Origin of the sequence: Limnohabitans sp. MMS-10A-178 (assembly GCF_003063375.1) — a bacterium.
Taxonomy (GTDB): Bacteria; Pseudomonadota; Gammaproteobacteria; order Burkholderiales; family Burkholderiaceae_C; genus Limnohabitans_A.
The window spans coordinates 1303025-1320814 of record NZ_NERY01000001.1 but is presented as its reverse complement, the minus strand read 5'-3'; the positions used below and the strand labels follow the sequence as shown (position 1 = coordinate 1320814).

20 protein-coding genes are annotated in these 17790 nt (G+C 52.0%); 12 read left to right on the top strand and 8 right to left on the bottom strand.

What is annotated here, in order from left to right:
- The first annotated feature begins 90 nt into the window (after positions 1 to 90).
- The 3 genes from B9Z32_RS06480 to bamC are packed head-to-tail and all read left to right on the top strand — an operon-like array spanning position 91 to position 2716.
- The gene (locus tag B9Z32_RS06480; protein ID WP_108420448.1) at positions 91 to 633 is read left to right on the top strand and encodes a bifunctional 2-polyprenyl-6-hydroxyphenol methylase/3-demethylubiquinol 3-O-methyltransferase UbiG; all 543 of its coding nucleotides are present in this window, start codon (positions 91 to 93) and stop codon (positions 631 to 633) included.
- Between the two features lie 30 nt (positions 634 to 663).
- On the top strand, positions 664 to 1560 hold the full coding sequence (gene dapA, locus B9Z32_RS06475) for a 4-hydroxy-tetrahydrodipicolinate synthase (protein ID WP_108420447.1): 897 nt from the start codon (positions 664 to 666) through the stop codon (positions 1558 to 1560).
- A 10-nt stretch (positions 1561 to 1570) separates the two neighbouring features.
- Complete coding sequence (gene bamC / locus B9Z32_RS06470; RefSeq protein WP_233248111.1) at positions 1571 to 2716, top strand: outer membrane protein assembly factor BamC; 1146 nt, start codon at positions 1571 to 1573, stop codon at positions 2714 to 2716.
- A gap of 124 nt (positions 2717 to 2840) precedes the next feature.
- Here the strand turns inward: bamC and B9Z32_RS06465 are convergent, their stop codons facing one another.
- Together B9Z32_RS06465 and B9Z32_RS06460 are read right to left on the bottom strand one after the other, a co-directional pair.
- Positions 2841 to 3068 (bottom strand): hypothetical protein, encoded by a 228-nt coding sequence (locus B9Z32_RS06465; protein ID WP_108420446.1) that lies wholly within the window; start codon positions 3066 to 3068, stop codon positions 2841 to 2843.
- A 152-nt stretch (positions 3069 to 3220) separates the two neighbouring features.
- The gene (locus B9Z32_RS06460; RefSeq protein WP_108420445.1) at positions 3221 to 4366 is read right to left on the bottom strand and encodes a cupin domain-containing protein; all 1146 of its coding nucleotides are present in this window, start codon (positions 4364 to 4366) and stop codon (positions 3221 to 3223) included.
- 44 nt (positions 4367 to 4410) lie between these two features.
- Between B9Z32_RS06460 and B9Z32_RS06455 the strand changes: the two genes are divergently transcribed.
- Positions 4411 to 4962 carry a peptidylprolyl isomerase gene (locus B9Z32_RS06455; protein ID WP_108420444.1) on the top strand — a complete coding sequence of 184 codons (552 nt, stop codon included), beginning with the start codon at positions 4411 to 4413 and terminating at the stop codon, positions 4960 to 4962.
- Here the strand turns inward: B9Z32_RS06455 and dut are convergent.
- Together dut and coaBC are read right to left on the bottom strand one after the other, a co-directional pair.
- On the bottom strand, positions 4959 to 5408 hold the full coding sequence (dut, locus tag B9Z32_RS06450) for a dUTP diphosphatase (RefSeq protein ID WP_108421050.1): 450 nt from the start codon (positions 5406 to 5408) through the stop codon (positions 4959 to 4961). The genes B9Z32_RS06455 and dut overlap by 4 nt on opposite strands.
- A 15-nt stretch (positions 5409 to 5423) precedes the next feature.
- The gene (gene coaBC / locus B9Z32_RS06445; protein WP_108420443.1) at positions 5424 to 6641 is read right to left on the bottom strand and encodes a bifunctional phosphopantothenoylcysteine decarboxylase/phosphopantothenate--cysteine ligase CoaBC; all 1218 of its coding nucleotides are present in this window, start codon (positions 6639 to 6641) and stop codon (positions 5424 to 5426) included.
- Positions 6642 to 6719: 78 nt separating this feature from the next.
- On the opposite strand from coaBC, the gene B9Z32_RS06440 reads away from it, so the two are divergent.
- The 6 genes from B9Z32_RS06440 to B9Z32_RS06415 all read left to right on the top strand — a co-directional run bounded on the left by B9Z32_RS06440 (position 6720) and on the right by B9Z32_RS06415 (position 12205).
- On the top strand, positions 6720 to 8387 hold the full coding sequence (locus tag B9Z32_RS06440; protein ID WP_108420442.1) for a CTP synthase: 1668 nt from the start codon (positions 6720 to 6722) through the stop codon (positions 8385 to 8387).
- A gap of 37 nt (positions 8388 to 8424) precedes the next feature.
- Positions 8425 to 9279 (top strand): 3-deoxy-8-phosphooctulonate synthase, encoded by an 855-nt coding sequence (kdsA, locus tag B9Z32_RS06435; protein ID WP_108420441.1) that lies wholly within the window; start codon positions 8425 to 8427, stop codon positions 9277 to 9279.
- Positions 9280 to 9348: 69 nt separating this feature from the next.
- Entirely contained in the window at positions 9349 to 10632 is a 1284-nt protein-coding gene (gene eno / locus B9Z32_RS06430) for a phosphopyruvate hydratase (RefSeq protein WP_108420440.1), read from the top strand.
- Between the two features lie 28 nt (positions 10633 to 10660).
- A complete protein-coding gene (locus B9Z32_RS06425; RefSeq protein WP_108421049.1) occupies positions 10661 to 10936 on the top strand; it encodes a septum formation initiator family protein in 276 nt (91 codons plus the stop codon).
- Entirely contained in the window at positions 10933 to 11520 is a 588-nt protein-coding gene (pnuC, locus tag B9Z32_RS06420) for a nicotinamide riboside transporter PnuC (RefSeq protein WP_108420439.1), read from the top strand. The genes B9Z32_RS06425 and pnuC overlap by 4 nt, the downstream gene beginning before the upstream one ends.
- On the top strand, positions 11510 to 12205 hold the full coding sequence (locus B9Z32_RS06415; protein WP_108420438.1) for an AAA family ATPase: 696 nt from the start codon (positions 11510 to 11512) through the stop codon (positions 12203 to 12205). Before pnuC ends, B9Z32_RS06415 begins: the two co-directional genes overlap by 11 nt.
- A 3-nt stretch (positions 12206 to 12208) precedes the next feature.
- On the opposite strand, the gene B9Z32_RS06410 is transcribed toward B9Z32_RS06415, so the two are convergent.
- Together B9Z32_RS06410 and B9Z32_RS06405 are read right to left on the bottom strand one after the other, a co-directional pair.
- Complete coding sequence (locus tag B9Z32_RS06410) at positions 12209 to 13198, bottom strand: Hsp33 family molecular chaperone HslO (RefSeq protein WP_108420437.1); 990 nt, start codon at positions 13196 to 13198, stop codon at positions 12209 to 12211.
- Positions 13191 to 13715: a gamma carbonic anhydrase family protein gene (locus tag B9Z32_RS06405; RefSeq protein WP_108420436.1), complete on the bottom strand. Its 525-nt coding sequence runs from the start codon at positions 13713 to 13715 to the stop codon at positions 13191 to 13193. Before B9Z32_RS06405 ends, B9Z32_RS06410 begins: the two co-directional genes overlap by 8 nt.
- A 59-nt stretch (positions 13716 to 13774) precedes the next feature.
- Between B9Z32_RS06405 and B9Z32_RS06400 the strand changes: the two genes are divergently transcribed.
- Both B9Z32_RS06400 and B9Z32_RS06395 read left to right on the top strand, forming a co-directional pair.
- Complete coding sequence (locus B9Z32_RS06400; RefSeq protein WP_108420435.1) at positions 13775 to 14590, top strand: ferritin-like domain-containing protein; 816 nt, start codon at positions 13775 to 13777, stop codon at positions 14588 to 14590.
- Positions 14591 to 14611: 21 nt separating this feature from the next.
- A complete protein-coding gene (locus tag B9Z32_RS06395) occupies positions 14612 to 15877 on the top strand; it encodes an alanine racemase (protein WP_108420434.1) in 1266 nt (421 codons plus the stop codon).
- A gap of 5 nt (positions 15878 to 15882) precedes the next feature.
- Here B9Z32_RS06395 and xerD read toward each other — a convergent pair whose 3' ends face one another.
- On the bottom strand, positions 15883 to 16791 hold the full coding sequence (gene xerD, locus B9Z32_RS06390; RefSeq protein WP_108420433.1) for a site-specific tyrosine recombinase XerD: 909 nt from the start codon (positions 16789 to 16791) through the stop codon (positions 15883 to 15885).
- A complete protein-coding gene (locus B9Z32_RS06385) occupies positions 16791 to 17768 on the bottom strand; it encodes a tripartite tricarboxylate transporter substrate binding protein BugE (protein ID WP_108420432.1) in 978 nt (325 codons plus the stop codon). The genes xerD and B9Z32_RS06385 overlap by 1 nt, the downstream gene beginning before the upstream one ends.
- Between the last annotated feature and the right edge of the window lie 22 nt (positions 17769 to 17790).

Sequence of the window (17790 nt, the reverse complement as noted above, 5' to 3'; positions counted from 1 at the left end):
AGCTCCCTTCAAGCCAAATAGGGCATCTATCGTGCATCATTCAGGCCATCTGGCTTAAAAACCAACCAGTTTCAGCAGGAGTTTGAAAAGATGCATGGCACAGAAGCCCCTTCCACTTGGGTCCAAAAATGGTCGCACTTGGCCAAACCTCAAAGTCAGGTCTTGGACCTGGCCTGCGGTGCTGGCAGACACATGCAGTATTTAAAGTCACAAGGGCACCATTGCACGGGCGTTGACCGTTCAGCAGCAGCCCTTGCAGAGGCAGCGGCCCATGGGCGGGTGTTGGAAGCAGACATTGAAGGCGGGCCGTGGCCCCTGAGCGGTCAAACTTTTGATGTGGTGGTGGTTACCAATTATCTGTGGCGGCCATTGATGCCCCAAATTTTGGCAAGTCTGGCGCCAGGTGGAATTTTGATTTACGAGACATTTGCATTGGGGCATGAAAAAATTGGCAAACCTTCAAGGCCAGACTTCTTGCTGCAACCCGGGGAGTTGCTCCGAACATTCGCCCCACTTCGCGTCATTGCTTATGAAGACGGATATTGGGATGAACCCGCCAAATACATCCAAAGAATAGTGGCGGTTCAACAAGTCGACAATCAGGCTGGTCAGTTTTGCCTTAGCAGTCGTTAGAATGCTTATTTGTCGTTCTATTCACTCGCCATGACGAAACCATATCAACCCATTTCAGGCAGCATCCCCGCTTTGGTCACTCCCATGCTGGAGGACGGTTCCGTCGATTACGCCAGCCTTCGAAAATTGATCGATTGGCACATTGCCGAAGGCACCGACTGTATTGGTGTCGTGGGTACCACGGGTGAGTCACCCACGGTCAATGTCGAAGAGCACCGCGAAATCATTCGCGTCTCGGTTGAACAAGCCAAAGGTCGTGTACCCATCATGGCGGGTTGCGGCGCAAACTCCACAGCCGAAGCCATTGAATTGGCTCAATTTGCCCAAAGCGTGGGCGCCGATTGTCAGCTGCAAGTTGTACCCTATTACAACAAGCCAACCCAAGAAGGCATCTACCAGCATTTCAAGGCCATCGCAGAAGCGGTGCCCAACTTGCCCATCATTTTGTACAACGTGCCAGGCCGTACAGTAGCCGACATGCAGCATGAAACTGTCCTCAGACTTGCAAAGGTTCCTGGCATTGTGGGCATCAAAGAGGCCACAGGTAATATTGAACGTGCGCAGTGGCTCATTCGCGATTTGCCCAAAGAATTTTCGGTGTACTCTGGCGACGATCCCACCGCCGTAGCCCTCATGTTGTGTGGTGGTAAGGGCAATATCAGCGTGTCTGCCAACATTGCACCTCGTTTAATGCATGAACTTTGCATGGCCGCCATGTCTGGCAACGTTCAGAAGGCCATGGAAATTCAATTTCAACTCATGCCCATTCACAAAAACTTGTTTGTCGAAGCCAACCCCATTCCAGTCAAGTGGGCCATGGCTCGCATGGGCTTGTGCGGTGGTACATTGCGTCTGCCAATGACCGATCTGTCAAAATCTCAGCATCAAGTGGTAGAAGCTGCTTTGCTTGCCAGCGGACTTATTTAAGGACAACCCAGTGAATCGATTCGCCAATTCTGCTCGTCAACTGACTCCCTTACTTTGTGTTGCCACGCTCATCTGTTTTTTGTCTGGCTGCTCAGCACTCGAAGAAAGCAAAATTGACTACAAACGCGCCACTCAAGCCAGAACCCTTGAGGTCCCACCCGACCTGACGCAGTTAAGACGCGATTCTCGATATCAAGTATCCGCATCAAACAGTGCCTCTGGCATGGCAGCAGCATCAGGCTCTATGGGTCGCTCAGCCAACGATGCCGGAACCGCCACCAATCAAGCAGGCAGTGCACGCATCGAACGGTCTGGCTCTCAACGTTTTTTGATCGTTCAGAGAAACGCCGATTCAGTTTGGGAACCTCTGCGTGAGTTCTGGAAAGACAATGGCTTTGCTCTATCGCTTGATCAACCAGAACTGGGCATCATGGAAACAGACTGGGCGGAAAATCGCGCCAAACTGCCACAAGACTTTATTCGCAGGTCCTTGGGCAAAGTTTTTGACTCCTTCTACTCTACCGGTGAACGTGACCGCTTTAGAACGCGTGTTGAACGAACAGCCAATGGCCTAGAAATCACCATCACTCACAGAGGCTTGGCTGAGATTTACACCACCAATGCCAAAGACGCCACCACTTGGACACCTCGCGCTGCAGACCCCGAATTGGAAATTGAATTCTTACGCCGGCTCATGTTGCGCCTAGGTGGTCAGGACCAAACAGCTGGCTCATCCACGAACAAGGGAGCCATCAGTGTCAGCGCCGCTGCACCCAGCGCAAGCTTGCCAAGTGATGTGAAAGTTATCAAGTTAAACAATTTGCCAGCCATTGAAATCAGAGATGGTTTTGACCGTGCATGGCGCAGAGTGGGTGTCGCCATTGACCGTACTGGTTTCACAGTCGAAGATCGCGATCGTGCACAAGGCATGTTCTTTGTGCGTTATGCACCGCCGGGCACTTCAGGCAAAGAGCCTGGTTTCTTTGCCAAGCTTTTCACCAGCGACAAGGCCATTCCAACGCTTGCCAAGTATCGCATTGCAGTGACCAGCAAAGGCGATGTCTCGACGGTTCAGGTTCAAGGTGCCGACGGTATGCCAGATACTTCTGCCAATGCAGAAAGAATCATCAAACTGCTGTCCGACGAAATCAAATAACAAAGGCTTCGTCTAGAGGGCTTCATGATTCAGGCCCTCATGATTTAGGCTCTCATGATTTAGGCTCTAAAACCCTGGCGAAAAAAAACCCCGCAGAGCGGGGTTTTTCTTTGACTGCCAAGAATTACTTCTTAGGAGCTTCTGCAGGAGCAGGCGCAGCTGGCGCAGCAGCAGGTGCTGGTGCAGCAGCAGGAGCAGCAGCGTCAGCTGGCTTGGCATCAGCAGCGGGAGCTGCAGGTGCTGGAGCGGCAGCTGGAGCGGGTGCTGGTGCTGGTGCTGGAGTTTCTTTTTTACCGCAAGCGGCCAAAGCAGCAGCAGCGATCACGGCGGCCAAAACGAGGGACTTGTTCATGATTATTATCCTTAAAGTGAATGAAAAACAATTTCCGGGAAATTGTCATCAAGGCATATAAAAACCCTGTTGACAGAATAGCAAGCACTCGAGCTCTTGCTATCCAGCCTCGGATTATAGCTTTATTGAGCCTTTCTCTGTGGCGCCTCCCATCAGGCCTCTGAATGCCACCATCCTTCTTCCCACCAAGCCTGCATCAACTCAGCAGCGGTTGAACTCAAAGTGGATGCTTCTTTGGCACTGAGCGCCTTTTCATTGGCCAGCTTTTGCAGCAACTTGGCATCCCTGCCAGATGCACGGAAGCTTTCACCATTCACAAAAATATGCTTGTCGTCAAAGAGCATTTTGCTTCGATGATCGAGCCGAACGCCACAAGGCCAGGCCCACAAAGCCAAATCCTCATGATTGGGTGGATCGAACCAAACATTGGGCTTGGGCTCGGTCAGGGTCTCACCCAACAAGCAATTCAACATTTGGGGATCTTGAACCGCCTTGGTCACGGATTGAAAGGCAAATTTTTGCAGGGCAGCGGGTACACAAGCATCCCGAATTGAGGCAGATTGTCTGGGATCCTGATAAATGGCGTCCAAACTTGAACCTGATTTCTCGGACAACTCTTCAGCAAGGCCCATCAAGAGCTGGCTGGCCAATTCAGCCTTTTTAGGCGCCTTGAAGCCAATGGAGTAGGTCATGCACTCGCCCACAGCAGTGCCATCGTGGGCATATCCTGGAGGCAGATACAACATGTCACCGGGGTTCAGCAAAAACTCAGATTCAGGCTTGAAGTCTTTCAAAATTTTGAGCGGCACACCTTCCTGCAACTCAAATTTCTTTTGCCGACCAATTCGCCAATTGCGCTGGCCATGGGCTTGCAACAAGAACACGTCATAGCTATCGAAGTGGGGCCCTACGCCACCGCCATCGGTGGCAAAACTGATCATCAAATCGTCTAATCTGGCATCGGGCACAAACCGAAACTGCTGCAACAAGGCGTGTACAGCATGGCTGTGCAAATCGACTCCTTGAACCAGCACCGTCCAATCGGGTGTCTTGAGACTAGGCAAGCTTTTTCTTTTTAGGGGTCCCTTTTTCAAGGTCCATTTTTCGCCATTGCGAACAATGAGGCGAGACTCAACCTCTTCACTTTCCAACATGTCCAGCAGAGCCGCCCGGTCGATGAGCGGCCTCATATTGGGGATGGCTTGCCGAATCAGCAGTGGTTTTTTCTGCCAATGGCGCTTCATGAATTGGGCTGGGCTCAATCCGCCGAGCAAGTTTAAGGGGGTGTTTTTTTGCATCACATTCAATTCAAAAACGATTTCAAAACTGCGACAATTCTGAGATGGATATTACTTCTCAATGTGTGGTCGAACTGACCTGGACGCTCAAAGATACTTTGGGCGAAGTTTTAGACGAGCTTGACGAGCCTGTGGCTTTCTTCGTGGGGGGCCAAGATTTGCTGCCCAAAATTGAAGAGGCGCTTCAGGGTCATTCGGCAGGTGCCAAGGTTGATTTGCACCTTGAGCCAGAAGATGCTTTCGGCGACTTTGACGAAAATTTGTTATTCCTTGAACCCAAGGCGCTCTTTCCCAAAGACATCGAAGAAGGCCTCACCATTGAAGGTACCGCACTGCCCACGGGTTGCAATCCCGATGCACCGCGCAATGTGCTTTACACCATCACCGAAATTTATCCCGATCATGTGGTGCTTGACGGCAACCATCCCTTGTCGGGCATCGCCCTGCGCATTAGCCTGAAGGTGAATCACGTTCGATTGGCCACAGCCCAAGAACAGGAAGCCGGCACTTGCGGCACTGGGTTCTTCAAAATTGAAATTGGCGAGACACCAGGTTCGGCTGGCTCAACTGGCTCAGCCGGCGGTTTATTACATTAAGCCTTGCCAGTAGAACCGTAACCACCCTCGCCACGCTCACTGCTTGAGCCAAATTCAGTCACCACATTGAATCGGGCTTGAACCACAGGCACGATGACCATTTGCGCAATGCGCTCCATGGGTTGAATGGTGAAAGCTTCTTGGCTGCGATTCCAGCAACTCACCATGAGCGGGCCTTGGTAATCGCTGTCAATCAGGCCCACCAAATTGCCCAGCACAATGCCGTGCTTGTGACCTAAGCCCGAACGGGGAAGCAGCATGGCTGCAAAGCCAGGGTCTTTGAGATAAACAGACAGCCCGGTCGAAATCAATTGCCAAGCATTGGGCTGAAGTGTGACTGGCGCATCCAAACAGGCGCGCAAATCTAGGCCCGCACTGCCGGGCGTTGCATAGGCTGGCAACTGATCTGCCATGCGGAGATCTAAGATTTTGACATCAACATTCATCATTTTTTGAACAGCTCAGACTGAAGAGAGACGACGGGCGATGTTTTGAATCAACTGATGCGCGAGTCTTGTTTTGGTATCACGGGGTAATTCTTTGGCGCCTTGGGCGTCAACCAGCAGCAGCGCATTGTCGTCTTGGCCAAAGGTGCTAGGGCCAATATTGCCGACCAACAAAGGAACACCCTTGCGAACGCGTTTGGCAGTGGCGTGTGCGAGTAAATCGTGGCTTTCTGCTGCAAATCCAACGCAAAACAATTCGCCCTTTTGCGCGCGCGCATTTTGCGCAACCGAGGCCAAAATATCGGGGTTTTCGACAAAGTTCAGTGAAGGGGTTTCGCCAGAACCGTCTTTTTTGATTTTTTGCTCAGCCGAGCTAGCAGGACGCCAATCGGCGACAGCAGCTGCAGCTATGAAAATAGAAGCATCTGAAACAGTTTGCTGAACAGCTTGGTGCATTTCCAAAGCAGATCGAACATTCAGGCGCTTGACATTTCGCGGCGTGGGCAAGCTAACAGGACCTGCAATCAAAGTCACTTGCGCACCGGCATGTTGGGCGGCACGCGCTATGGCAAAACCCATTTTGCCGCTGGATAAATTGGTAATGCCCCGAACCGGATCAATCGCTTCATAGGTGGGGCCCGCCGTAATCAGTACGTGTTGGCCTGACATCACCTTAGGTGTCCAAAAAGCTTCCAACGCCTCCACAATTTCGTCTGCTTCCAGCATCCGTCCATCACCGGTTTCTCCGCAGGCTTGGTCACCTTGTCCGACGCCCAAAACAAGAGAGCCGTCTGCATTGAGCTGGGCCACATTGCGTTGAGTAGCCGGATGAGCCCACATTTCACGGTTCATGGCTGGCGCCAAGATAAGGGGCACCGTTTGCAGGGGCCTGGCCAAACACATCAGGCTCAACAATTCGTCAGCCTTGCCATGAATCAGTTTTGCCATGAAGTCGGCACTGGCCGGTGCGATCAAAATGGCATCTGCCTCGCGGCTCAAATTGATGTGAGCCATGTTGTTGCCCTCGCGAGAGTCCCATTGCGAGGTGTAAACCGGCTGCCCAGACAAGGCTTGCATGGTGACGGGTGTGATGAACTGCGCCGCGGCTTCGGTCATGACCACCTGAACTTGAACGCCCGCCTTGACAAGCGAGCGGCACAATTCGGCCGCCTTGTAACAGGCAATGCCCCCTGTGAGTCCTAAAACAATGCGTTTTCCGTGCAAATCGTTCATGTTTGGCAATGTAGCAGATCGGGAGACCTTTATAATCTCGTTTTCCATCTCCCGGGTGCTGAGCATCCCGTCCTGGACATGACCAAATTCGTCTTCGTCACCGGTGGTGTGGTGTCTTCCCTCGGGAAGGGAATTGCCTCCGCCTCTCTCGCCGCGATCCTTGAATCGCGCGGCCTCTCAGTCACCCTCATCAAGCTGGACCCGTACATCAACGTCGACCCTGGCACCATGTCGCCGTTTCAGCACGGTGAGGTGTTTGTTACAGACGATGGCGCCGAAACTGACCTCGATTTAGGCCATTACGAGCGTTTTATCAATACCCGCATGAAGAAGGCCAACAACTTCACCACGGGTCAAATTTACAAAAGCGTGCTTGAAAAAGAGCGGCGTGGTGATTATTTGGGCAAAACAGTCCAGGTCATCCCTCACATCACCAACGAAATACAAGACTTCATCAAACGTGGCGCAGGCTTTGGCACACCCGAAGCGGTTGACGTGGCCATTGTAGAAATTGGCGGCACTGTGGGTGACATCGAGTCCTTGCCCTTTTTAGAGGCTGTGCGCCAACTCAGCTTGCGCTTGGGCCCCAACAATGCGGCCTTTGTGCACCTCACTTATGTGCCATGGATTGCCGCAGCCGGCGAACTCAAAACCAAGCCGACTCAACACACCGTGCAAAAGCTTCGTGAAATTGGTATTCAGCCAGACGCCCTTTTGTGCCGTGCCGACCGCATGATTCCCGAAGACGAGAAAGACAAAATTTCTCTGTTCACCAACGTTCAAACATGGGGCGTGATTTCCATGCCCGACGTCGACACCATTTACAAAGTGCCTCGCGTCTTGCATGAGCAAGGTCTAGACGCGCTTATCTGTGATCGCTTGCACATCAACACACAACCTGCCAATTTAAAACGCTGGGACGATTTGGTGTATGAAACCGAGCATCCTCAAGGCGAAGTCAGCATTGCCATGGTCGGTAAATATGTGGAGCTGTCAGACAGCTACAAGTCGGTCAATGAGGCCTTGCGCCACGCCGGTATGCGCAACCATGTGCGCGTCAAAATTGAACACATCGACTCTGAAACCATCACCCCAGAAACAGTGGCGCAATTGGCCAAATTTGATGGCATTTTGGTGCCCGGCGGTTTTGGCAAGCGCGGCATTGAAGGCAAAATTCAAACCGCACGCTTTGCGCGCGAAGGCAAAGTCCCCTACCTTGGTATTTGCTTAGGCATGCAAGTGGCCACCATTGAATATGCACGCCATGTGGCAGGCATGAAAGATGCCAACAGCACCGAGTTTGAGCCAGAAACGCCCTTCCCTGTCATTGCGCTCATCAACGAATGGAAAGATGCCGACGGCACCATCCAAGTCCGCGACGCGCAATCCGATTTGGGTGGCACGATGCGTTTGGGTGCACAAAGCTCAGATGTTTCTGCTGGCAGTTTGGCACACGGCATTTATGGCTCTGTGGTTACCGAGCGCCATCGCCATCGCTACGAAGCCAATGTCAATTATTTGGACACTTTGCGCAAAGCGGGTTTGGTCATTTCTGCATTGACGCAACGCGAACAACTCACTGAAATTGTTGAGCTGCCTACGTCCGTGCATCCTTGGTTTGTCGGTGTGCAATTTCACCCCGAATTCAAATCAACCCCCTGGGATGGCCACCCCTTGTTCAATGCTTTCATCAAAGCAGCCATCGATCACCAACAAGGTGCCAAACACCTGAAGGCCGTTGCATAACAAACCGCAACCACTCACCACATCAACCAGGAACACCATGAAACTGTGCGGATTTAATGTTGGGCTAGACCAGCGCTTCTTTTTGATTGCCGGCCCTTGCGTCATTGAGTCCGAGCAATTGCAAATGGACACGGCTGGCACCTTGAAAGAAATTACGTCTGCTCTGGGTATTCCCTTCATTTTCAAGAGCAGCTACGACAAAGCCAATCGTTCTTCTGGCAGCACCTTCCGAGGCCCTGGCATGGAAAAAGGTTTGGAAATATTGGCCAAGGTCAAACGCGAACTTCAAGTCCCCATCCTCACCGATGTGCACACCGAAGCCGATATTCCCGCAGTAGCTGCCATTGTCGACGTGCTGCAAACGCCTGCCTTCTTGTGCCGCCAAACTGACTTCATTCGCGCTGTGGCCCAATCGGGCAAACCCGTGAATATCAAGAAGGGGCAGTTCTTGGCCCCTCACGACATGAAGAACGTCATCGACAAAGCGCGTGCAGCCGCACGTGAAGCAGGCCTCCCTGAGGACAACTTCATGGCCTGCGAACGCGGCGCCAGCTTTGGCTACAACAATTTGGTGTCTGACATGCGCAGCTTGGCCATCATGCGCGAAACAGGCGCGCCCGTGGTGTACGACGCCACTCACTCCGTTCAATTGCCTGGCGGCCAAGGCACCAGCTCAGGCGGTATGCGCGAGATGGTGCCCGTGTTGTCGCGAGCTGCGGTGGCTGTGGGCGTGGCAGGTTTGTTCATGGAAACACACCCCAACCCAGCGCAAGCCATGTCGGATGGCCCCAATGCTGTGCCCTTGCAACACATGAAAGCCTTGTTAGAAACTTTGCTGGAACTTGACGCAGTTACCAAAAAGAATCCTTTCCTCGAAAACAATTTTCAGTGATCTCTTGCTTGATCCGCATTGATTTTTTTTGAATGAATCATTTTTTTAATTAGACAGAGAGAAGTAAACATGAGTGCGATTGTTGACATTGTGGGCCGCGAAATTTTAGACAGCCGCGGCAACCCCACCGTTGAATGCGATGTGTTGTTGGAGTCTGGCGTCATGGGCCGTGCCGCAGTGCCTTCTGGCGCCTCCACTGGCAGCCGCGAAGCCATTGAGCTCCGTGATGGCGACAAGAGCCGCTATCTTGGCAAAGGTGTTTTAAAAGCGGTAGAGCACATCAACACCGAAATTTCTGAAGCCGTACTGGGCCTTGACGCATCCGAGCAGTCATTCCTCGACAAAACCCTCATCGACCTCGACGGTACAGACAACAAGAGCCGCCTGGGCGCCAACGCCATGTTGGCGGTGTCCATGGCCGTGGCCCGCGCCGCAGCTGAGGAATCTGGTTTGCCTTTGTACCGCTACTTCGGCGGCATGCATGCTTGCCAATTGCCCGTGCCCATGATGAACGTCATCAATGGTGGCGCACATGCCAACAACAACCTTGATTTGCAAGAGTTCATGATCATTCCCGTGGGCGCGCCCAACTTCCGCGAAGCCGTGCGTCAAGGCGCCGAAGTGTTCCATGCATTGAAAAAAATCATTCACGACAAAGGCATGAGCGTTGCCGTGGGTGACGAAGGTGGCTTTGCCCCCAATGTGCCCAACCACGAAGCGGCCATTCAAATGATTTTGGACGCTGTCAGCGCGGCCGGTTATACCGCTGGTGAGCAAATTGCCATTGGCCTCGATTGCGCAGCCAGCGAGTTTTACAAAGACGGCAAATACGAACTCGAAGGCGAAGGCTTGTCTTTGACGGGTGAACAGTGGATCGACATGATGGCCACTTGGGTCGACAAGTACCCCATCATCAGCATTGAAGATGGCATGGCTGAAAGCGACTGGGATGGCTGGAAAATGCTCACCGAGCGTTTGGGCCAAAAGGTCCAAATTGTGGGCGACGACTTGTTCGTGACCAACACCAAGATTTTGAAAGAAGGCATCGACAAAGGCATTGCCAATTCGATTCTCATCAAAATCAACCAAATTGGCACCTTGACCGAAACCTTTGCAGCCATCGAAATGGCCAAGCGCGCAGGCTACACCGCCGTCATCAGCCACCGCTCTGGCGAAACCGAAGACTCCACCATTGCCGATATTGCAGTGGGCTTGAATGCCGGTCAAATCAAAACCGGCTCTATGAGCCGCAGCGATCGCATGGCCAAATACAACCAATTGCTGCGCATTGAAGAGGACTTGGGCGACGTGGCTGAGTACCCAGGTCGCTCTGCGTTTTACAATTTGCGCTAATATTTCCAGATAGCCAAACTCAATGTTCATGGACAACCGCCTATTGCCTGCCATCTTGATCACCCTGCTGCTGGTCTTGCAGGGTCAGATTTGGTTGGGCAAAGGCAGTGTTCCCACAGTCATTGAGCTGGAAAATAAAATTCAAGTGCAAAACGAGTTGAATGCCAAAGCCAAGCGCATCAATGGCCAACTCAGCTCTGAAGTGAACGACCTCAAAGAAGGTTTGAACACGGTTGAAGAGCGTGCTCGGCACGAACTTGGCATGGTCAAAGCCAACGAAATTTTCGTGCAGATCGAAAAATGACAGATCCGGTCGAGTGGGCCGGCTTCGTGTTGTCCTTGGCAATGGTCTATTGCAACATTCGTCAAATTCACTGGGGATGGTTATTGGCCATCGTCAGCTCTGCACTGTATGGCTTTGTATTTTGGAAGTCACAACTCTTCGGACAGGCAGCATTGCAGTTGATGTTCATTGCCATGGCTGCTTGGGGCTGGCGGCAGTGGCTTCAAGGTCGATCGCAGCTTCAGGCGCCAACTGTCATGCATGCCAATGAACTACTGCCCGTCAGCTCTCTTCAAAGGCATGAGTGGCTTCGTGTTGGCATGGCAACCCTTCTGGCCTGGGTTCTGTGCACCGTGATTCTCCACCAACTCTCCGACAGCAAGGTACTTGTTTTGGACGCCTTGATCACGGCATTGGCCTTGTTGGGGCAGTATTTGTTGGGCCGCAAAAAAATTGAAACTTGGTGGATCTGGTTGGCCGTCAACATCTTGACCATCGCTTTGATGGTCACCCAAGACCTCTGGCTAACTGCTTTCCTTTACTTTGTCTTTGCGGTGCTCAGTGTGGTGGGCTTGAACACATGGCGGAAACAAAATGCGCAATAAGCCTATTCGCATTGCCTTGCTTGGCGCAGAAAGCACTGGCAAAACCAGCTTGAGTCTGGCCATGTCGCAAGCTTTGAGCGCCCACGGACAAAAAGTTTTGACAGTGACTGAGAAGCTTCGTGAATGGTGCAATCAACATGGACGAACCCCCCAAGCACATGAGCAAGCCAACATCGCAGCGTCACAGTGCGAAGCTATTTTTTCAATCACCGAGGGCTGGGTGATTGCCGACACCACAGCGTTGATGACTGCGGTTTACAGTGACTATATTTTTCAAGACAAATCACTTTATGACTTTGCACTTGAGTACCAAAGCCAATTTGACGCCACCTTGTTGATGGGGCTCGATGTTGCTTGGGTTGCCGATGGCTTGCAAAGAGACGGCAAGCATGTGCGCGAACCGGTTGACAACTTACTCCGCCAAGCACTGTCGAAGGCCAATATTGACTTTAAGGTGGTGTATGGCCAAGGACAGGCCAGAGTAAACGCCGCCATGATGGCTTTGCAAGACAGTCTGCCACCTGAACTCAAAAGCCTTCTGGCTTCGCTGGCACTTTCAGACACACAGTTGCAGCGGGAAAACAATCAATTTGGCCTGAATCAAGGCCGCACAGTGTGGCGCTGCGACTTGTGCAGCGATGCAGATTGTGAACACAAACTGTTCAGTGATTTGCTCAAGCCGTGAACCTCAATGAACTGCAGGTCCTGTGGGTGGAGAGCTTTCAGCTTGGGTGAACAAACCTGCCGCATCGACTGGGTCAAAATGGTATTGCTGACCACAAAACTCGCAACCTACCTCGATCGATTCACGCTCAGCCAAAATGCTTTCCACCTCAGCGGTACCCAAGCTTTTGATCATGCGACCCACGCGCTCTCTGGAACAACTGCAGTGAAAACGCGGACCGGTTTCACCCACTAAGGGCTCAAACCGAAGCAAAGGCTCTTCCCAAAAAAGGCGGTGCAAAATGCTGTCGACATCCAAGCCCAACAACTCTTCGGGTTTCAAACTTTTAGACAAAATGGAGATGCGGTTGTAGTCCTCATCTTTGCCCAGAGCAGATTCACGTTCTACGGCGTCGTAGCGACCCGCCAAATTGCCCTCTCCCTCCAAAGGCAGCCGCTGAATCAATAGTCCTGCTGCCACCTTTGAATTGGCAGCCAACACCAAGGTGGTATCGAGTTGCTCCGACTGCAGCATGTAATGCTCCAGGACCTCGCTTAAGTTTTCAATTTTTTCCTTGCGGTCGTCAAACAGGGGCACCACACCCTGATAGGGCTGATGGCCTGGCAATCGCTCTAAGGGGTCTAGAGTGATGGCACAACGCCCCTCATTGTTTTGGTTCACCATTTGACTGAGCAAGGCATCAGGCGCCACCTCACCTTGCACGGTGGCCGTAGCGCGAAATCCAAAATCTGGCTGCACTTCAACAACCGACAATTTAACAGGTCCATCGCCAAACACTTGAAGCACCAGTGCGCCATTGAACTTGATGTTGGCTTGCATCAAGATGGCTGCCGCAGACATTTGCCCCAACAATTCAGACACGGGCTCTGGATAAGGGCCTGTTTCTGTATTGGCTGCACGCCTTTGCAGAGATTCTTGCCAAGCGTCAGTTAAACGCACAATGACGCCCCTGACGGGCAGGCCTTCAAATAAAAACTTATGGAGTTCAGACAATTTTTTTCAGCCCCGCGTTAAAACGTTGCGCGTTGAGTACGTAATTTTTAGCAGACATTCGGATACCTTGGATTTGCTCGGGTGTGAGCTCGCGCACCACTTTGGCAGGCGAGCCCATGATCATGGAGCCATCCGGAAATTCTTTGCCTTCTGTGACCAGCGAGCCAGCACCGACCAAACAATTTTTTCCAATTTTGGCGCCATTCAACACCACCGCACCAATGCCAATGAGCGACTCGTCACCAATGGTGCAACCATGCAACATCACTTGGTGCCCCACTGTGACATGCTTTCCAATGGTCAAAGGCTTGCCATGGTCTGCATGGAGCACACTGCAATCTTGAATGTTACTGCCTTCGCCAATGTGAATGGTTTCGGTGTCGCCTCGAATCACAGCCCCAAACCAAACGCTGGTGTTGTCGGCCAACACCACATCGCCCATGACTTGGGCACTGTCGGCCACCCAAGTGCTTTCGGTCATGACGGGTCGCTTGTCATCTAAGGCATAAATGGCCATTTTGCTTGCTCCTCATAGGCGTCAAAAAAGCACCATTGTAGGCAAGCCTAAAATAGGGCATGGCCGGAACTTCATCACCCCCTTTGAATCAGCACCTGCGCGAGGCTGTCCTTGGCCCCTTGCTGGCCCAAAATGCAGTTCAAAAAGCTGAAATGACGTTGGCGCTTAACTTGAGCCTGCCCATCGATCCTCTGGCCCTTGTGAGCGATCCTGGCGGCATACCAGGGCGTCCCGCCAAACCAGAGTTGGTCGCTTACACATCACTCAAGTCAAAACCCTTGACGTCCCCAGAAGGACGCGCCTTGCTGTTGCATGCCATTGCGCACATTGAACTCAACGCCATCGATTTGGCCTTGGATGTGGTTTGGCGATTTGAAGGCATGCCCGAAGATTTTTACTTAGACTGGGTGCGCATTGCCAAAGAGGAAGCCAAGCATTTCTTGCTTATCCAGAAGCATCTGCGGGGTATGGGCTTTGACTATGGTGACTTCCCTGCGCACAACTCACTGTGGGAAATGGCAGAGCGCACGCGCGGTGACCTTGTGGCCCGCATTGGTTTGGTCCCCCGAACCATGGAAGCCAGGGGGCTAGACGCCTCACCTGGCGTTAAAAACAAGCTCATCAGTGCAGGCGATCATGCGGCCGGCCGAATCATGGACATCATTCTGGAAGAAGAAATTGGTCATGTGGCCGCGGGCAATCGCTGGTACCGCTATGTGTGCGAGAAAAAAGGGCTTGACCCTGTCAGCACCTACCGCCAACTGATAAAGCAATATGACGCACCCAAGTTAAAGTCGCCTTACAACCTTGAAGCCAGAAGATTGGCTGGATTTGATGAAGAAGAATTGAACTATTTGGCGGTCAATGGTTTGTGAAACGAAACCGATTTAACAATCATGCAAATCAATGCTTCATTCAAAGGGTTTCCAGGTCATCATGAGCCAGTCGACTTGGCCCACATTGGAGATCAGAACTGGCATCTTTTGAAAGGCCACCTGCCCTTTCCTTTGGCCGTCATCAAAGCGTCTGCCATCGCTCACAATCTCAAGTGGATGCAAGATTTTTGTAGCAGTCGCAAGCTCGACATTGCGCCGCACGGCAAAACCACCATGTCGCCAGAGTTGTACAAAATGCAAATCGATGCCGGCGCTTGGGGCATCAGTTTTGCCACGGTGTTTCAAGCTGGCTTGGGCATTCGCAATCATGTCAAACGAATCATCATTGCCAATCAGGTTTTTCAGGCATCCGATTTAGACGCCTTGTCGCATCTGCTTGAGACTCATTCTGATGTCAGGGTTTTCTTTTTGGTCGACTCTCTGGCGCAACTCAAACAGATTGAAACTTGGCGAGCAAGTAGCTCTTCTCAACAATCGTTCTCTGTGCTCGTTGAGCTAGGCATCGATGGCAAACGCACAGGCTGCAGAGACCATGCAACTGCCATGCAGTTGGCGCGTGAAATCAAAGCCACACAAGGCCTCTTGTTGGCGGGTATTGAGTGCTATGAAGGTGCATTGGCCACCTGCCACCATGAGCACGATCAAGCGGCCGTCGCCGCCTTGATGCAGCGCGTTCAAAACTTAGCTTTGGCATGCGAAAAAGAAGACTTGTTCCAATGCGCTGAAGTGCTCATCACAGCTGGCGGATCTGCCATCTTTGATCTGGTTGCGGCGCACCTTCAACCACAACTGAGCAGACCTGCGCGAGGCATTTTGCGCTCAGGTTGCTACCTCACGCATGATCATGTCGAATACCGAAAAATGTTGAGATGTGTTGGCGAGCGACTCAAGCTGGCAGAAACACTCAAGCCTGCACTGGAAGTCATTAGCTCGGTTCAATCTTGCCCCGAACCTGGCCTGGCCTTGCTGTCCATGGGCAAACGCGATGTGTCGTACGACTTAGATTTGCCTGTGCCCATTTGGCAAGCTACCATAGGCGATGCGGCAGTGAGTTCTGTGCCAGCACATTGGGAAATCAAGGCACTGAACGATCAGCATGCTTATTTGTATTTCAATCCGCAAGCACCCGCCTCTGAGCACCCTACTGTGGGGCAAATCATTGGCAGCGGTATTTCCCATCCTTGCACCACCTTTGACAAGTGGCGATGGATGCCCATCGTCAACGATGATTATGTGGTCACCAGCGGTATCTCAATCCATTTTTAATTCAATCAACCCCTAGGATGGTGTTGCGCATGCAAATTCTTCAAGCGCTCTCTGGCAACGTGTGTGTAAATGGTGGTGGTTGAAATATCAGCATGACCAAGCAATACCTGAACTGACCGCAAGTCGGCACCATGGTTGAGCAAATGCGTGGCGAAAGCATGTCTCAAGGTATGGGGTGACAACGGTGCCGTGATACCTGAAGTAAGCGCATATTTCTTGATCAGCTGCCAAAACATCACTCTCGACATGGCCGTGCCCGCCTTGGGTCCACTGGCCGTGACAAACAAATCGTCGGTTTGTTTGGAGCCGAGCAAAGTGCCCCGAGAATTTTGCATATAGGCCAGCAAACTGTCGCGTGCCATATCTCCAAATGGAACCAGTCGCTCTTTGCTGCCTTTGCCCATCACTCGCAAGACACCTTCATTCAATGAAACATGCAGGGTTTTGAGTTTGACCAATTCCGAAACGCGCAAGCCACTGGCGTAGAGCAATTCCAACATGGCCTTATCGCGCAAGCCCAAGCTGGTGTTTTCGTCCGGCGCAGACAACAATGCGTCTACCTGGTCTTCAGACAAGGTTTTGGGCACACGCAAAGCTTGTTTGGCCGCCAGCATTCTGAGAGTGGGATCAAATTGCACAATTCGCTCGCGCAAGGCCCAACGGTAATAGCGCTTGAAAACCGTTAAGCGGCGATTGGCTGAGGAGGCTTTGGAAAGGCTGTGCCGGGCCGCAAAGTAAGCTTGCAAGTGTGCTTCTTGCGCAGACTCTAAGGGCCCTATGCCTGAAGCTTCAAGCCAATCGGCCAAGGCCTTGAGATCTCGTCGGTAGGCGGCCAAGGTGTTGGCCGACAAACCATCTTCTAGCCAAACCGCATCAACAAAGCGGTCGATGGCGGCTTGGCTAGCAACTGACATCAGTCGAGTCTGAGTTTTTGCGTATCCACCACATTTTTGTAGACATCAAATTCAGCTTTGATTTGGGCCGCAAATTGCTCGGGGGTATTGGCAATGATCAAAGAGCCTGTGTCTTCAATGCGTTTGCGAACCGCTGGATCTTCCAAGGCTTTTCTGGTGCCAGCGCTGATTTTGTCAATCACTTCTTTGGGCAAATTCTTGGGGCCCAAAATACCGTAATAGGCCATGCGATTGACTGGCTCTAAACCAACTTCTTTGAAAGTGGGCACATTGGGCAGTTGAGACAAACGCTGAGGGGCAGCCACCACAATTGGAATCAATCTGCCCGATTGGATAAATGGCAAAGCGGACGGCATGTTGTCAAAAATAATGGGCACTTGACCGGCAACAGTGTCGTTCAAAGCGGGGCCAGCACCTCTGTAAGGAATGTGGGTGATGAACACGCCAGCCAAGCTTTTCCAAAGCTCTGTCTGCAAGTGGCCAATGCCACCGGTGCCTGAAGAAGCGTAGGAATACTTGCCAGGGTTTTTCTTCAACTCAGCCACAAAGTCTTTGTAGTTGCGTGCGGGAAAGCTGGGATGCACGGCAATCACATTGGGCGTGGCAGCAATGTTGATGATGGGGGTGAAATCGGTAATGGGGTTGTACGGATTTTTAGGGTTGATGGCGGGATTGGCCGCCGTGGTCGAAACCGTTGCCATGCCCAAAGAATAACCATCAGGGGTGGCACGCACAGTTTCTGTTGCACCGACAACACCGCCACCACCGGCCTTATTTTCCACTACGACAGATTGTCCCAATGCCTTGCCCAACGGCTCAGAAATGACGCGGGCAATGATGTCAGTGGTGCCACCAGGGGCAAAAGGCACCTGCAGTCTGATGATTTTGCTTGGGTAGTTTTGAGCACTGGCGGTTCCGGCCACAACACCCAAGGCAATCACAACAGCAGAAGCTAGCAAACTTTGACGACGGTCCATAAAAACTCCTAAAAATGACTAC

Bases quoted from the DNA above. Each gene is read 5' to 3' on its own strand.
- B9Z32_RS06455 (WP_108420444.1), top strand. From the start codon at position 4,411: ATGGATATTACTTCTCAATGTGTGGTCGAACTGACCTGGACGCTCAAA.
- dut (WP_108421050.1), bottom strand. From the start codon at position 5,408: ATGAATGTTGATGTCAAAATCTTAGATCTCCGCATGGCAGATCAGTTG.
- kdsA (WP_108420441.1), top strand. From the start codon at position 8,425: ATGAAACTGTGCGGATTTAATGTTGGGCTAGACCAGCGCTTCTTTTTG.
- B9Z32_RS06425 (WP_108421049.1), top strand. From the start codon at position 10,661: ATGGACAACCGCCTATTGCCTGCCATCTTGATCACCCTGCTGCTGGTC.
- coaBC (WP_108420443.1), bottom strand. From the start codon at position 6,641: ATGAACGATTTGCACGGAAAACGCATTGTTTTAGGACTCACAGGGGGC.
- dapA (WP_108420447.1), top strand. From the start codon at position 664: ATGACGAAACCATATCAACCCATTTCAGGCAGCATCCCCGCTTTGGTC.
- B9Z32_RS06405 (WP_108420436.1), bottom strand. From the start codon at position 13,715: ATGGCCATTTATGCCTTAGATGACAAGCGACCCGTCATGACCGAAAGC.
- B9Z32_RS06480 (WP_108420448.1), top strand. From the start codon at position 91: ATGCATGGCACAGAAGCCCCTTCCACTTGGGTCCAAAAATGGTCGCAC.
- B9Z32_RS06460 (WP_108420445.1), bottom strand. From the start codon at position 4,366: ATGCAAAAAAACACCCCCTTAAACTTGCTCGGCGGATTGAGCCCAGCC.
- B9Z32_RS06400 (WP_108420435.1), top strand. From the start codon at position 13,775: ATGGCCGGAACTTCATCACCCCCTTTGAATCAGCACCTGCGCGAGGCT.
- B9Z32_RS06385 (WP_108420432.1), bottom strand. From the start codon at position 17,768: ATGGACCGTCGTCAAAGTTTGCTAGCTTCTGCTGTTGTGATTGCCTTG.
- pnuC (WP_108420439.1), top strand. From the start codon at position 10,933: ATGACAGATCCGGTCGAGTGGGCCGGCTTCGTGTTGTCCTTGGCAATG.
- B9Z32_RS06415 (WP_108420438.1), top strand. From the start codon at position 11,510: ATGCGCAATAAGCCTATTCGCATTGCCTTGCTTGGCGCAGAAAGCACT.
- B9Z32_RS06440 (WP_108420442.1), top strand. From the start codon at position 6,720: ATGACCAAATTCGTCTTCGTCACCGGTGGTGTGGTGTCTTCCCTCGGG.
- B9Z32_RS06465 (WP_108420446.1), bottom strand. From the start codon at position 3,068: ATGAACAAGTCCCTCGTTTTGGCCGCCGTGATCGCTGCTGCTGCTTTG.
- B9Z32_RS06395 (WP_108420434.1), top strand. From the start codon at position 14,612: ATGCAAATCAATGCTTCATTCAAAGGGTTTCCAGGTCATCATGAGCCA.
- eno (WP_108420440.1), top strand. From the start codon at position 9,349: ATGAGTGCGATTGTTGACATTGTGGGCCGCGAAATTTTAGACAGCCGC.
- xerD (WP_108420433.1), bottom strand. From the start codon at position 16,791: ATGTCAGTTGCTAGCCAAGCCGCCATCGACCGCTTTGTTGATGCGGTT.